This window comes from Falsiroseomonas sp. E2-1-a20, assembly GCF_051433195.1.
In the GTDB taxonomy this organism is placed as follows: Bacteria; Pseudomonadota; Alphaproteobacteria; order Acetobacterales; family Acetobacteraceae; genus Falsiroseomonas.
Genome location: NZ_JBHMFT010000012.1, coordinates 86877 through 101123, shown reverse-complemented (window position 1 = coordinate 101123; position 14247 = coordinate 86877). Strand labels below are relative to the sequence as shown.

Sequence of the window (14247 nt, the reverse complement as noted above, 5' to 3'; positions counted from 1 at the left end):
GTCGTTGCCATAGCACATGCAAAACCCTGGCCCCTCCGCAACGCGGCACGTCGCACCAAGACCCGGTCCGACCGCCATCGCGGCGGGTGGCGAGATGGGTGCGCGCATCCGGGCACATGACTGGGCGGCAACGCCGCTCGGCCCGATCGAGGCCTGGCCGCAGGGGCTGCGCACCGCGCTCCGCCTGATGTTGACCACGCGGCACCCGGTGTTCATCTTCTGGGGCCCGGATCATCGCTGCCTCTACAACGACGCCTACGCCGCCTCGCTGGGTCCGGAGGCGCATCCCCGCATCCTCGGGATTCCCTTCCGGGAGGCGATGCCGGAGGCTTGGCCGCTGATCGGCTGGCAGGTGGACCAGGTGATGCAGGGCGGCGAGCCGACCTGGCACGAGGACCACCTGGTTCCGATCTGGCGCTTTGGCCGCCAGGAAGAGGTCTACTGGACCTACAGCTTCGGCCCGATCGACGACCCGGCCGCCCAGCATGGCGTCGGCGGCGTGCTGGTGCTGTGCCACGAAACGACCCGGCGGGTGCACGCACGGCAGGATGCCGAGGCGCGCTACAGCATGCTGTTCCAGGCGATCGACGAGGCCTTCTGCATTGTCGAGGTGCTGTTCGACGCCGAGGGCCGCGCTTGCGACTACCGCTTCGTCGAGGTGAACCCCGCCTTCCTGCGCCATACCGGCCTGCAGGACGCGGAAGGACGGACCGCCCTGGAACTGGTCCCGGATCTCGAGCCGTACTGGTTCCAGATCTATGGCGACGTGGCCCTGACCGGCGCGCCGACGCGATTCGAGAACCACGCGGCCGGCCTCGATGATCGTTGGTACGACGTCTATGCCTTCCGTGTCGGCGATCCGGCGCAGCGCCGTGTCGCGATCCTGTTCAACGACATCACCAAGCGCCGCCGCGCCGAGATGGCGCTGTCGGACCGCGAGGAACGGCTGCGGCTGATCGTCGAGGGGGCCCGCGACTACGCCATCTTCACCACTGACGCGGAGGGTCTGATCGACCTGTGGCCGCCCGGCGCCGCCGCGGTGTTCGGCCGGACCGAGGACCAGGCCATCGGCCGCCCCGCCGCCATCACCTTCACGCCGGAGGACCGGGACGGCCGGCAGCCCGAGCGGCAGCTCGCCCTGGCGCGCCGCGACGGCACGGCACCGGATGTCGGCTGGCGCCTGCGGCATGACGGCATCCGCGTCTTCATCGAGGGCAGCGTCTCGGCGATGCGCCACGCGGATGGGCGCATCCGCGGTTTCCTGCGCATCGGGCAGGACGTCACCCGCCGCCGCGCCGGGGAGGAACGCCAGGCCCTGCTGACGCGGGAGGTCGACCATCGGGCGAAGAACGCGCTGGCGGTGGTGCAGACCATCCTGCGCCTGACCCGGGCGGAGAATCTCTCGAGCTTCGCCAGCATCGTCGAGGGCCGTGTCGCCGCGCTGGCTCGGGCGCAGACCCTGCTGGCGGAGGAACAATGGGCCGGCGCCGACCTGGACACGCTGCTGCGGGGGGAACTCGCGCCCTTCCTCGGCGGCGCGCGCGTGCAGATGAGCGGCCCGCCGCTGGTACTGCCGCCGGGGATGGCGCAGCCGCTGGCGATGGCGGTGCATGAACTGGCGACGAATGCCGCGAAGCATGGCGCGCTGTCCGTCGAGGCCGGGCAGGTCCACATCACCTGGGAACGCTGCCCCCGTCAGCGTGACGATGAATCCGCGCGGCTGTGCCTGCAATGGCGCGAAAGCGGCGGCCCGGCCATCGCCGCCCCGCCGGGCCGGCATGGCTTCGGCGCGCGGGTGCTGGATGGGACGATCCGGCGGCAGCTCGGCGGATCGCTCTCGCTGGACTGGCGGGAATCCGGCCTGGCCTGCGGCATCGAGGTGCCGCTGGCCAATGAAGACACCGGGCTGGCGGATCAGCCCGTGGAGCCGTCCCAGACGGTGGCGGGGATGTAGACCTCGCCCTTCATGATGCGCCGCGCCGTGCGCAGCGTGCCGCCGCCGAGGATGGTGGCGCTGCCGTCTTCCGCGGTGCCGGTGGTGATCACGGCCTCCATCACCCCGGTCGGGTGTTCCAGCACCACCATCTCCCGCGCCGCGTCATCCACCACGGCGATGCCTGCGGCGACCGTGCCGGGCAGCTTGCAGGCGCTGGCGATGCAGATGCCGCCCGTCACCGCCATCGCCTCATGCGTGGCCAGCGGCGTGAAGTAGCGCGCGGCGACGCCGCGGCCGCCGGCGGGTTCGCCGACCATGGCGAATTTCGGCATCACCTTGCCCGCCACGTCGCCCATGCCCATGGCGAGGCCGGCGGCGCGGCGGATGCGCTCGATGCGGTCCATGAAGTCCCGGTCCGCATCCAACTCCTTCGCCGTCTCCCGCGCCGTCTTGCCGAGGTCGCGGGCACGGGCGATCACCACGGGCATCGCCACGTCGAGGCAGGTGACGTCGACACCTTCGATGTGGTCCAGGGGATTGCCCGTCGGCATCAGCTTGCCGGTGGCGCCGCCGACGGCGTCCGCAAAATTCAGCACGATGGGGGCGGCGGTGCCGGGCACGCCGGCGATGCTGGCATTGCCGTCATAGGTCACGCGGCCGCCTGGCGTCTGCACCACCGCCTCGATCAGCGCGCCGGTGTTGACGGCGCGGATCAGCACACGGGTCTCGCCATCCTCGGCCGGCACCAGGCCGCTTTCGATCGCGAAGGGGCCGATGCCGGCCAGCATGTTGCCGCAGGTGGGGCCCCAGTCCACGAAGGCCTTGTCCACGGATACCTGCGCGAACAGGTAGTCCACCTGCTGCTTCTGGCCGGGTTCCGCCAGGCTCACCATCACGGTCTTGCTGGTCAGCGTGGTGGACCCGCCGAGGCCGTTGATCTGCCGCGCATCCGGGGATCCCATCACCGCCATCAGCACGCGCCCCGCGGCGTCACGGTCCGCCGGCAGGTCGCCGCGCAGGAAGTAGGGGCCGCGGCTGGTGCCGCCGCGCATGAAGGTGCAGGGGATGGCGGTTTGCAGTGTCATGGGTGGTCCTTGCGGCGGTCTCAGCGGAACGGCCAGGGCAGGTCGTAGTACTCCTGCAGCAGCCCGCCGGGGAAGACCAGGTTCAGCGCGTTCGCCAGCCCGAGCATCAGCCCCGCCGCACCCGCCGTCAGCAGCACCGCCTGGAGCCAGGAGGAGCGCGCGATGATGCGGAGGAAGGCCAGGAAGAAGCCGATCAGGGCGGCGAAGAAGCCGACCAGGCCGATCGCGGCCATGAAGCCCAGGAACCAGAACAGGAAGCGCCAGGGACCACCATCCGTGGCGTTCGCCTCGCCATCGAAATTGGCCGACCCCGCCGCCACAGGCCCGCGCACCTGCTGCACCAGCAGCAGCAGCGCCGCGAGGCCACCGACCACGCCGACGCTGACCGGGAAGATCATCGCCAGGAACGAAACCTGAAGCCCCTGCTGGATGGCGAAGCCGAAGGCGCCGAGCGTGACCAGCGTGAAGACGATCTGCGGCGTCATGCGCTGCGCGACCGACGCGGCCGCCGAGCCCTCGGATTCGATCTTCGTCGCGCCCACCTTGGTGCCGCGCAGGCCGAAATAGATCGACAGCAGCGTGATCGCGCCGATCACCAGCACCAGCGGCCGCGTCACGAAGCCCCAGCCGTAGAACTGCACCGCCTGGTACAGATACCGCTCGCCACCCAGCGCCAGCACGAAGCCGATCAGGAAGGCGGGGCGGGACCAGCCGAAGCGGCGCATGAACAGGCCGACCAGCCCCATCGCCAGCAGCGCCATCAGATCCGCGAAGCTGCGCGTCGCCTGGAAGGCCGCGAAGCAGATCACCATGATCATGAAGGGCGCGATCAGCGCGTAGCGCACCGCCGTCAGCTTCGCGATGCCCGGCGCCAGCAGGATGCACATCGCGGTGCCGATGACGTTGGCGATCGCGAGCGACCAGATGATGGTGTAGGTGACGGACAGGTTCTCGTTCGCCATGCCGGGGCCCGGCTGGATGCCGAGCAGGATCATCGCCGCCAGGAAGATCGCCATCGACCCGGAGCCGGGGATGCCGAACAGCAGCGTCGGCAGCAGCGCGCCGGCGGCGGTGGCGTTGTTGGCCGATTCCGGCGCGATCACGCCGCGGATGTCGCCCTTGCCGAACTGCGACCGGTCCTTGCTGGTCTGCACGACGTGGCCGTAGGCGATCCAGTCCACCACGCTGCCGCCGATGCCGGGGATGGCGCCGATCAGCGCGCCGATGCCGGAACAGCGCAGCGTCAGCCAGATGTTCCGCAGCGTGTCGGACACGCCGCGGTACCAGCCTTTGCCGAGCGGCGCGCCCTGCGCGATCGCCCCGCCGCCACGCAGCAGGTCCAGGATCTCCGGCAATGCGAAGATGCCGAGTGCCACGGCCACCAGCGGGATGCCGTCGCTGAGGTACAGCAGGCCGAAATCCATGCGGTACTCGCTGGTCGCCGGCGCCGCGCCAACCAGGCCGAAGGCGAGGCCGAGGCAGGCGGAGGCGATGCCCTTCACCATGTTGGCGCCCGACAGCACGCCCACCATGGAAAGCCCGAACAGCGTCAGCATGAACAATTCGGCGGAGCCGAAGGACAGGATGATCGGGCTCGCCACCAGCACCGCGAAGGTCAGCAGCAGCGCGCCGAACAGCCCGCCGATCATCGACGCCGCGAAGGCCGCCGACAGGGCCCGCGCCGCCTGGCCCTGCTTGGCCAGCGGAAACCCATCCATCACCGTGGCCTGGGAGGCGGAGGAGCCCGGGATGCCCATCAGGATGGACGTAAACGTATCCGCCGTCGGCACGATGGCCAGCAGGCCGATCAGCATGGCGAGCGCGGAGGTCTCGTTCATGCCGTACAGGAAGGGCAGCAGCAGCGACAGGCCGGCGATGCCGCCCACCCCCGGCAGCACGCCGATCACGAGCCCCAGGCTGACGCCCGCCAGCATGTAGCCCATGTGCTGCAAGGTCAGCAGGCTGCTGAGCGTCGCGAAGAACAGGTCGATCATCGGGTGGGCAGCCTTCGCGTCGCGTGCCGTTATGGTCAGGCAGACCAGCGGGCGGGCGCCTTTGCGCCACGCCCGCCGGACGGCTCAGAAGCGGACGTTGTGGTTGGTCGCGAGGAAGTTCCGCACCCACTCCCGCGCCGCCGGCTGGATGGTGGTGGCGACGCGGTACACCGCGTCCACGTCATCGCCCACGGCCTGCTTGTACTCGCCGAGCACGTCGCCCTTGCGCGCCTGCAACTCCGGGTCCGCCACCGCATCGGCGAAGGCCTTCTTGTATGCGGCGACGATGTTGGCCGGCGTGCCGTTCGGCAGCATCGCCGGCTTCTGCCCGGCGAAGCCGGAGGCGAAGAAGGCGAGATAGGCGTCGAACTCCACGCCGGACGGCTTGCTGCCGTTCACCATCTCGAAGGCTTCGACGAAATGCGGCAGGTCGGGGAAGGACGGGTCGCGCTGCACGTTACCCTGGCCGTCCAGCACGCCCCAGGAGAACATCGGCACCGCCGTGCCGGCCTGCACCATCGGCATCACCTGCGTGATGTAGGCGGAGGAGGTCTGGTAATCGATCGTGATCTCGCCGCGCATCAGGCCGAGCCGTCCCTCGCCACGGCCGCGCATGCCGAAGACGTGGCGCACGTTGAGGCCGAGCAGCCGGAACGCCAGCATCGGCACCAGGTCGAGCGAGGTGGCACCCTGGCTGCCATAGATCAGCTCCCGGTCCCGCAGCCGGCCGATCTGGGAGACGTTCTCGATGCCCAGGCTCTTCGGCAGGTAGACCACGCCGCCGGTGGGGGAGACGTAGGTCGGGATCATCTTGGTATAATCGTAGCGCACCCGCGGGTCGCCCAGCAGGTAGGGGAACTGCGTCGAGCCGGAGGTGCCGATGAAGCTGAGGCCATCCGGCCGGGCGCGCTGGAAGAAGGTGTTGGTCCCGGTGATGGACCCGCCGCCCGGCGCGTTGCGGACGATGACGTTGGGCTGCCCCGGCAGGTACTTGCCGAGATAGGGCGCCATGAAGCGCGCCCACACGTCGCTGCCGCCGGCCTCGGCGAAGGGGATGACGAATTCGATGGTCTGCCCGGCGAAGCTCTGCGCCCGCGCGGCGCCCGGCAGTGCGGTCGCAACGCCGAGCCCGGCGCCCAGGCGCATCAGGTCACGGCGGCCGGACAGGAAGGGGGTGGTTGGACGTGTCATGGTGAGGTCTCCCGAGTCCCAGGCGGGTTCTCCCCCGCGCTAATTCCGTCTTTGTCGCAAATCGCGTCCTGCGTCCATCACGGCGTTCGCGGCCGCAAGGGTGACGCCGGCCCTGTCGCACGCCATCATGCCCAGGCAACGGCACGCACAGACGCGCCGGACCGGAGGAGACCACCATGAACCGACGCAACGCCCTGCTGCTGGCCGGCGCCGCGCTGACCGCGCCCCAGATCAACCCGGCCCGGGCGCAGGAGGCCTGGCCGGTGCGCCAGGTCCGCATCGTCATCCCCTTCGCCGCCGGCGGCCCGCAGGACATCCCCGCCCGCATCATCGCGGAGCGCCTGAGCCGTCGCATGGGTGCGACCTTCATCATCGAGAACCGGCCCGGCGTCGGCGGCGGGCTCGGCGCGCAGATGGTGGCGCAGTCGCCGGCGGATGGCGCGACGCTGCTGTTCATCTCCTCCTCCATCTCCATCCTGCCCACCCTGCAGAAGCAACTGAACTTCGACCCGCTGCGCGACCTGGCGCCACTGACCGTGGTCTGCGACGTGCCCGCCGGCATGATGGTGCGCGCCGACAGCCGCTTCGCCGATTTGCCTTCGCTGCTGGCGGAGGCGAAGGCGAACCCCGGCAGGCTGACCTACGGCTCGGGCGGCGTGGGGTCCGCCAACCACCTGGCCGGGGCGCAATTCGCGGCGCTGGCGGGGATCGAGACGGTGCATGTGCCGTATCGCGGCGTCAGCCAGGCGGTGAATGCCATCTACACCGGCGACATCGACTTCGTCTTCGGCAGCAGCGTCGAGGTTCTGTCCCACCACCGCCAGGGTCGCGCCCGCCTGCTCGGCATGACGATGCCGGAGCGTGTGCCGGCGGTGCCGGACATTCCCGCCATCGCCGAATACGTCCCCGGCTACGCCGCGCCGAACTGGTTCGCCATGTTCGCGCCGAAGGGCATGGCCCCGCCGATGATGGCGCGACTTGTCGAGGAACTGATGGCGATGAAGGACGACGAGACGCTGATCGCCCGCCTCGGCCCGGCCGCGGCGATCATCCGCATGGACGGCCCCGGCCCGCTGACCGCGCAATTGACCGCGGAGATTCCGCGCTGGCGCGCCGTGATCGAACGCGCCGGCATCGGCGCCGGCTGACCGGTAAGCCCTCTCCCCCCATCAGGGGGGAGAGGGTTGGGTGAGGGGGGCCGTGCCACCCTGCCTCCTCACGCCAGCGTCGCCGCCACCTTCACCGCGCTCTGTTCAGCCAGGATTTCCCGGATCGCCTGACGCAGCAGGCGCACGTCGCGGATGCGACTGAAGCCGGGGCGGTGGAACAGCGCCACGTCGCGCGCCATGCTGCCGTCGCCGATGCGGCGATAGGCCACCATGTCGTCCAGCAGCGCGCCGACCTGCACCGCGAGCTGCGGCATGAAGGAGACACCCACGCCGGCCGCGACCATCTGGCGCAGCGTCTCCAGGCTCGCCGCCTGCAATTCCGGGCGATCCTCCTGCAGCCGGGTCGGGCAGTAGGCCAGCGCGTGGTCGCGCAGGCAGTGGCCCTCGCTCAGCAGGATCAGCTCCGGCACCGGGATATCCTCCCGCCTCACCTGCTCGACCCGCGCCAGCGGGTGGTCGCGCGGCACCACCAGCACGAACTCCTCCCGGAACAGCTTCAGCTCCGTCAGGTCCGGCCCTGGCATGGGGGAGGCGGCGAGCACGGCGTCCAGCTCGCCTTCCTCCACCTGGCGCGAAAGCTGGCGGGTCAGCCCCTCCGACAGCAGCAGGCGCAGTTTCGGGAAGCGGGCCCGCAGCGGCTTCAGCAGGAAGGGCACGAGGTAGGGGCCGAGGGTCGAGATCACGCCGAGCCGGAAGGTGCCCTCCAGCGGCGCGGCGCCGGCGGCGGCGATCTCGAACATCCGCCGCGCCTCCGCCACCACCAGCCGCGCCTGCGCCACCAGCTCCGCCCCGCGCGGCGTCACCAGCACGCCGCGCGGCGCACGCTCGAAGCATTCGACCTGGAGCAGCTCCTCGATCTTGCGGATCTGCGCGGACAGCGTCGGCTGGCTGACGGCGCAGGCCTGCGCGGCGCGGCCGAAGCTGAGATGCTCGCCGACGGCCAGCAGGTATTCCAGGTCACGCAGCGACAGGCCGGCGAGGGTCATAGCGAGCATCCTGCCGCAACGATGCGGACCTGCACCAGATACGCCGGACGGCCGCGCAGGTCGAGCCGGATTGACCCCTCCGGAAGCGGCGCCTACGCCTTGCGCGGAGGAGATTCGGGTGGAACAGACAAGGCCTCAGAGCGCGAAGCGGCGGCGGGACTTCGACCCGGCGGCGCGCGGCGCGCTGGACGGCGTGCGGGTGGTCGATCTGTCCCGCCTCGTCGCCGGCAACATGCTGACCAAGGTGCTGGCCGACCACGGGGCGGAGGTGCTGAAGGTGGAGCCACCGGCCGGCGACAGCCTGCGCGCCTGGAAGGTCGGCGGGATCGAGACCGCCTGGAAGACCTGGTGCCGCAACAAGCGCAGCCTGTGCCTGGACCTGCGCCGCGCCGAGGCGGTGGAGGTGGTGAAGCGCCTGGCCGCCACCGCCGCCATCTTCGTCGAGAGCTTCCGGCCCGGCGTGCTGGAGGAGATGGGGCTGGGCCCCGACGTGCTGCTGGCGCTGAATCCCCGGCTGGTCATCGTGCGCGTCTCCGGCTGGGGCCAGACCGGGCCGTTCCGCCACAAGCCCGGCTTCGGCACGCTGGTCGAAGGCTATGCCGGCTTCGCCGCCCTGAACGGATTCGCCGACCGCGAGCCGGTGCTGCCGCCGATGTTCATGGCGGATGCCTATGCCGGCCTCTACGGCGCCTCCGCGGCGATGATCGCGCTGCACCACGCCACGGCGACGGGTGAGGGGCAGGTGGTGGACCTCTCCCTGTTCGAGCCGATCTTCGCGGTGCTGGAGCCGCAGATGGCGAATTGGCGCGTCAGCGGCCAGGTGAAGCCGCGCACCGGCAGCCGCAGCACCAACACCGCGCCGCGCAACGCCTACCGCACCCGGGACGGCGGCTGGCTCAGCCTGTCCACCAGCACCCAGGCGGTGTTCGTGCGCCTGATGCACAGCATCGGCCGGCCGGAGCTGGTGGACGACCCGCGCTTCCGCTCCAACCCGGATCGCCTGGCCAACATCGAGGTCATCGACGGCATCATCCGCGACGCGCTGGCCGGCATGGACCGCGACGAGGCGCTGGCGAAATTCGACCGGGACGGCGTGACCATCGGCCCGATCATGGATGTCGCCGACCTCGACGCCGATGACTACGTGGCGGCGCGGGAGGCGCTGGTGGAAGTGCCGGATGCCGAGATGCCCGGCGGCTGGCTGCCCATGCATGGCGAGGTGCCGCGCCTGTCCGCCACCCCCGGCATTTTCCGCAATGCCGCGCCGAAGCTGGGCGCGGACAATGATGCAATCCTGGCGCCGCTGCTGGGTGAGGCAGAACTGGCGCGCATGCGTGCGGCCCGAATCGTGCTGCAAGGAAGTTCGGAAAAATGACCCGCGCCTGGCGTTCCATGCTGTATGTCCCGGCCAACGTCCCGCGCTTCGTCGCCAAGGCGCCGGGCGCCGGGGCGGATGCGGTGATCCTGGACCTTGAGGACAGCGTGCCCGCCGACCGCAAGGCCGAAGCCCGCGCCGCGCTGGCCGAGGCGGTGCCGCTGGCGGCCTCCGGCGGCAGCGCCGTGCTGGTCCGCGTCAACCGCCCGCTGCGCCTCGCCTTGCCGGATATCGAGGCGGCCATTGCCGCCGGCGCCGAGGGCATCCTGCTGACCAAGGTGCTCGGCCCCGACCATGTGGTGCTCGCGGCGGAACTGCTGGCCGCGGCGCCGCGCCGCATGGTCATCGTCCCGGTGGTGGAGACCGCCGCCGCGCTTTTGCAAATCGAGGCGATCGCCCGCGCCCACCCCCTCATCGCCGGCCTGCTGGTGGGTGCGGAGGACCTCGCCGCCGAATGCGGCGCGCAGCCGGATGACGAGCTGATCGTGCTGGCCAAGCGCCGCATGGTCATCGCCGCGGTGGCCGCCGGCGTCGCCCCGCTCGGCACCCTCGGCACCGTGGCGGATTTCCGCGATGCGGCGCGCATCCGCGACCTGGTCGCCCGCTCGCGCCGCTCCGGCCTCGTCGGCGCCACCTGCATCCACCCGTCGCTGGTGCCGATCCTGAATGCCGGCTTCTCCCCCTCCGAGGCCGAGGTCGCGCTGGCCCGCCGCCACGTCGCCGCCGCCGAGGCCGCCGCCGCGGAGGGTCGGGGGTCCTTCACCGTGGATGGCATGATGGTGGACGAGCCGGTGCTGATCCGCGCCCGCCGGGTGCTGGCGCTGGCCGGCTGAGGAATGGCCCTCTCCCCCCAACGGGGGGAGAGGGTTGGGTGAGGGGGGGGGGCGCGTCGTCGAACCGAACGCGGGGCAGCCATGCGGCGTTGCGCCCGGGAATCCGTGCGCCGCGCGGCAGAATGAGCTAGGCAGCCCCCACAATGCCCTTTCCCGATCTCCCCGAACGTCTCGCCCAGGCCCTGGCCGAGCGTGGCTACGCCGAACCCACCCCCGTCCAGGCCGCCGTGCTGGACCCCGCCACCGCGGGGCGCGACCTGCTGGTCTCCGCCCAGACCGGCTCCGGCAAGACCGTCGCCTTCGGGCTGGCGATCGCCGAGCAGGTGCTGGAAGGCGGCCGCAGCCAGAAGCCGCTGGCCCTGGTCATCGCACCGACCCGCGAACTCGCGATGCAGGTGCGGGAGGAACTCGCCTGGCTCTATTCCGGCACCGGCGTCCGCGTCATCGCCTGCGTCGGCGGCACCGATGTGCGCGCCGACCGCCGTGCCCTGGGCATGGGTGCCGAGATCGTCGTCGGCACCCCGGGCCGCCTGCGCGACCACCTGGAACGGACCAACATGGACCTGTCCCAGCTTCGCGCCGCGGTGCTGGACGAGGCAGACGAGATGCTCGACATGGGCTTCCGGGACGATCTGGAAGCCATCCTGGAAGGCGCGCCGGAAGCCCGCCGCACCCTGATGTTCTCGGCGACGGTGCCGCGGGAGATCGTGGCGCTGGCGGCGTCCTACCAGCGCGGCGCCCTGCGCATCGCGGCGACGGCCGAGGGCGAGCGCCATGGCGACATCGCCTACCGCGCCATGCTGGTCGGCCCGCGCGAGGCCGAGGCCGCCGTGGTCAACGCGCTGCGCTGGTACGAGGCCGGCGGCGCGCTGGTGTTCTGCAACACCCGCGAGCAGGTGAACCGCCTGCATGGCAGCCTGGTGGAACGCGGCTTCTCCGCCGTGGCGCTTTCGGGCGAACTGACCCAGGCGGAGCGTAACCGCGCGCTCCAGGCACTGCGCGACCGCCGCGCCCGGGTCTGCGTCGCGACCGACGTGGCGGCACGCGGCATCGACCTGCCGGATCTCGGCCTGGTGATCCACGCGGAACTGCCGCGCGACAAGGAAACCCTGCAGCACCGCTCCGGCCGCACCGGCCGGGCCGGGCGCAAGGGCGTCGCCGTGCTGCTGGTGGCCCCCGCCCGCCGCCGCCTGGCCGAACGCCTGCTGTCCAACGCCCGCATCCAGGCCGAATGGTCCAACCCGCCCAGCGCCGAGGATGTCCGCGCCAAGGATCGCGAACGCCTCGCCATCCAGGCCCGCACCGCCGTCGATGCGGTGGCGGAGGAGGACGACCTGGAACTCGCTCGCGCCCTGCTGGCCGAGAAGTCGCCGGAGCAGGTGGCCGCCGCGCTGTTCCAGGCGCTGCGCTCCTCCCTGCCGGCCCCGGAGGAATTGTCCTCCCTGCCGCCGCCGGCGCCCCGCGCGCCGCGCGAAGGGGGCGGGGAGGGGGTGTGGTTCCGCCTGTCCATCGGCCGCCACGACCAGGCCGACCCGCGCTGGATCCTGCCCTTCATCTGCCGCCGCGGCGACCTGACGCGGCGCGATGTCGGCCGGATCGAGGTGATGGACCGTGAGACCCGGGTGGAGATCGCCCCCTGGGCCGCCGCCCGCTTCGCCGCCTCGGCGCAGACCGTGACGAACGACGAGGACGACCGCATCCGGATCGAGCCGATGGCGCACGCCCCGGCCCCGAACCGCGCTCCGCCGCGGGAGGCGCCGCGCACGCCGCGCGAATACCGCGGCCCGCCCCGCGCCGATCGCGGCCCGCCGCCCCACGCCCACCGCGGCCCCCCCCGCCACGCCGCCGCCGCCCCCCGCAAGCCCCGCGCCTGACAAAAGCCCTCTCCACCCAAAGCGGGGGGAGAGGGCTTTTCCCGCCGCTACTCCGCCGCCGCGAACTGTGCGTCGTGTAGGCGCCGGTACACTCCCTCCGCCGCCAGCAGGTCCCGGTGGCTGCCCTGTTCCGCGATGCCCTGTTCCGTCACCACCACGATGCGGTCCGCGTCCCGGATGGTGGCCAGCCGGTGCGCGATGACCAGCGTGGTGCGGCCGCGTGCGAGTTCCGCCAGCGCCTGCTGGATCGCCCGCTCCGTCTCGGTATCCAGTGCGCTGGTCGCCTCGTCCAGGATCAGGATCGGCGGGTTCATCAGGAAGATGCGCGCGATCGCCAGCCGCTGCTTCTGCCCGCCCGAGAGCTTCACGCCACGCTCGCCGATCAGCGTGTCCAGCCCCTCCGGCATCTCCGCGATCAGCGCGTCCAGCCGGGCGCGGCGGGCGGCGTCCAGGATCTCCGCGTCGCTGGCACCGAGCCGCCCATAGGCGATGTTCTGCCGGATGCTGCCGGCGAACAGGAACACGTCCTGCTGCACCAGCCCGATCTGCCCGCGCAGTGATTCCAGCGTCATCCGGCGGATGTCGAGGCCGTCGATGGTGATGCGCCCGGCCTCCACGTCGTAGAAGCGCGGCAGCAGGGAACAGATGGTGGTCTTGCCGGCGCCCGATGGCCCGACCAGCGCGATGGTCTGCCCCGGCTCCACCACCAGGTCCACGCCGCGCAGCACCGGGCGGCCCGGCGTGTAGCCGAAGCTCACGCCCTCGAACCGCACCGCGCCACGTAGCGCCGGCGCGGGCTGCGCATCCGGCGCATCGGCGATATCCGGCTGCGTCGCGAGCAGGTCGAGAAAGCTGCGGAAGCCGGCGATGCCCTTGGGGTAGGTCTCGATGACGGCGTTGATCTTCTCGAGCGGCCGGTAGAACACGCCGACCAGCAGCAGGAAGGCGACGAAATCGCCGATGGACAGTCGCCCGGCGACGATGAACCCCGCGCCCGCCAGCATCACCACCAACTGCACCAGCCGCATGCCCAGGTAGTTCAGCGTGATGCTGACGGCCATGATGCGGTAGGCGTCCAGCTTGGTGCGCTGGTATTTCGCGTTGTCGTCCGCGAACAGCTTCCGCTCATGCGCCTCGTTGGCGAAAGCCTTGACCACGCGGATGCCGCCGATGGCTTCCTCGATGCGGGCGTTGAAGGCGCCGACGCGGCCGAACTGCGCCTGCCAGTTCAGCGTCATCCGCCCGCCGTAATGCGCCACCACCCAGCCCACCAGCGGCACGATCGCCGCCGTCATCAGGGCCAACTCCGGGCTGACCAGCACCATCAGCGCGAAGGCGCCGAGGAAGGTCAGCACCGCGACCAGCAGATCCTCCGGCCCGTGATGCGCGACCTCCCCGATGTCTTCCAGGTTCTTGGTGACGCGGCCGACCAGGTGGCCGGTCTTCTGGTTGTCGTAGAAGCGGAAGGACAGCCGCATCAGGTGGTCGAAGGCGCGGCGGCGCAACTCCGTCTCGATGGCGATGCCGAGCACGTGGCCCCAATAGGTGATGATCGCCATCAGCGCCGCGTTCAGCAGGTACACCGCCAGCAGGGCGATGACGGCGAAGCCGATCAGCCGCATGTCCTGCTGCGGCAGCAGATGGTCGATGAAGCCCCGCACGGCCATCGGGAAGCCAAGCTCCAGCACTCCCGACAGCGCGGCGCAGCCGAAGGAGATCAGCGCCAGGCGCAGATGCGGGCGGTACAGGCGGATGAACTGGCGGAGCATTTTCGGGCGATACACCACCCGCTGCTGCGCCAGCA

10 protein-coding genes are annotated in these 14247 nt (G+C 71.2%); 5 read left to right on the top strand and 5 right to left on the bottom strand.

Going from position 1 to position 14247, the window contains the following annotated elements:
- The first annotated feature begins 94 nt into the window (after nt 1-94).
- Nucleotides 95-1954 carry a PAS domain-containing protein gene (locus ACFHPP_RS16040; RefSeq protein WP_437164256.1) on the top strand — a complete coding sequence of 620 codons (1860 nt, stop codon included), beginning with the start codon at nt 95-97 and terminating at the stop codon, nt 1952-1954.
- On the opposite strand, the gene ACFHPP_RS16035 is transcribed toward ACFHPP_RS16040, so the two are convergent.
- From ACFHPP_RS16035 to ACFHPP_RS16025, 3 genes are all read right to left on the bottom strand, one after another.
- Nucleotides 1915-3021 carry a 4-oxalomesaconate tautomerase gene (locus tag ACFHPP_RS16035; protein WP_437164255.1) on the bottom strand — a complete coding sequence of 369 codons (1107 nt, stop codon included), beginning with the start codon at nt 3019-3021 and terminating at the stop codon, nt 1915-1917. The genes ACFHPP_RS16040 and ACFHPP_RS16035 overlap by 40 nt on opposite strands.
- Before the next feature lie 20 nt (nt 3022-3041).
- Nucleotides 3042-5015 carry a tripartite tricarboxylate transporter permease gene (locus tag ACFHPP_RS16030; RefSeq protein WP_437164254.1) on the bottom strand — a complete coding sequence of 658 codons (1974 nt, stop codon included), beginning with the start codon at nt 5013-5015 and terminating at the stop codon, nt 3042-3044.
- A gap of 84 nt (nt 5016-5099) precedes the next feature.
- Nucleotides 5100-6206: a Bug family tripartite tricarboxylate transporter substrate binding protein gene (locus ACFHPP_RS16025; protein ID WP_437164253.1), complete on the bottom strand. Its 1107-nt coding sequence runs from the start codon at nt 6204-6206 to the stop codon at nt 5100-5102.
- A gap of 176 nt (nt 6207-6382) precedes the next feature.
- On the opposite strand from ACFHPP_RS16025, the gene ACFHPP_RS16020 reads away from it, so the two are divergent.
- Nucleotides 6383-7354 (top strand): Bug family tripartite tricarboxylate transporter substrate binding protein, encoded by a 972-nt coding sequence (locus ACFHPP_RS16020; protein ID WP_437164252.1) that lies wholly within the window; start codon nt 6383-6385, stop codon nt 7352-7354.
- Between the two features lie 68 nt (nt 7355-7422).
- Here ACFHPP_RS16020 and ACFHPP_RS16015 read toward each other — a convergent pair whose 3' ends face one another.
- On the bottom strand, nt 7423-8361 hold the full coding sequence (locus ACFHPP_RS16015) for a LysR substrate-binding domain-containing protein (protein ID WP_437164251.1): 939 nt from the start codon (nt 8359-8361) through the stop codon (nt 7423-7425).
- Nucleotides 8362-8479: 118 nt separating this feature from the next.
- Between ACFHPP_RS16015 and ACFHPP_RS16010 the strand changes: the two genes are divergently transcribed.
- The 3 genes from ACFHPP_RS16010 to ACFHPP_RS16000 all read left to right on the top strand — a co-directional run bounded on the left by ACFHPP_RS16010 (nt 8480) and on the right by ACFHPP_RS16000 (nt 12443).
- On the top strand, nt 8480-9736 hold the full coding sequence (locus ACFHPP_RS16010) for a CaiB/BaiF CoA transferase family protein (protein WP_437164250.1): 1257 nt from the start codon (nt 8480-8482) through the stop codon (nt 9734-9736).
- Entirely contained in the window at nt 9733-10569 is an 837-nt protein-coding gene (locus ACFHPP_RS16005) for an HpcH/HpaI aldolase/citrate lyase family protein (RefSeq protein ID WP_437164249.1), read from the top strand. The genes ACFHPP_RS16010 and ACFHPP_RS16005 overlap by 4 nt, the downstream gene beginning before the upstream one ends.
- 143 nt (nt 10570-10712) lie before the next feature.
- Nucleotides 10713-12443, top strand: coding sequence for a DEAD/DEAH box helicase (locus ACFHPP_RS16000; protein WP_437164248.1), 1731 nt, complete (start codon nt 10713-10715; stop codon nt 12441-12443).
- A 47-nt stretch (nt 12444-12490) separates the two neighbouring features.
- Here ACFHPP_RS16000 and ACFHPP_RS15995 read toward each other — a convergent pair whose 3' ends face one another.
- The gene (locus ACFHPP_RS15995; RefSeq protein ID WP_437164247.1) at nt 12491-14227 is read right to left on the bottom strand and encodes an ABC transporter ATP-binding protein; all 1737 of its coding nucleotides are present in this window, start codon (nt 14225-14227) and stop codon (nt 12491-12493) included.
- Between the last annotated feature and the right edge of the window lie 20 nt (nt 14228-14247).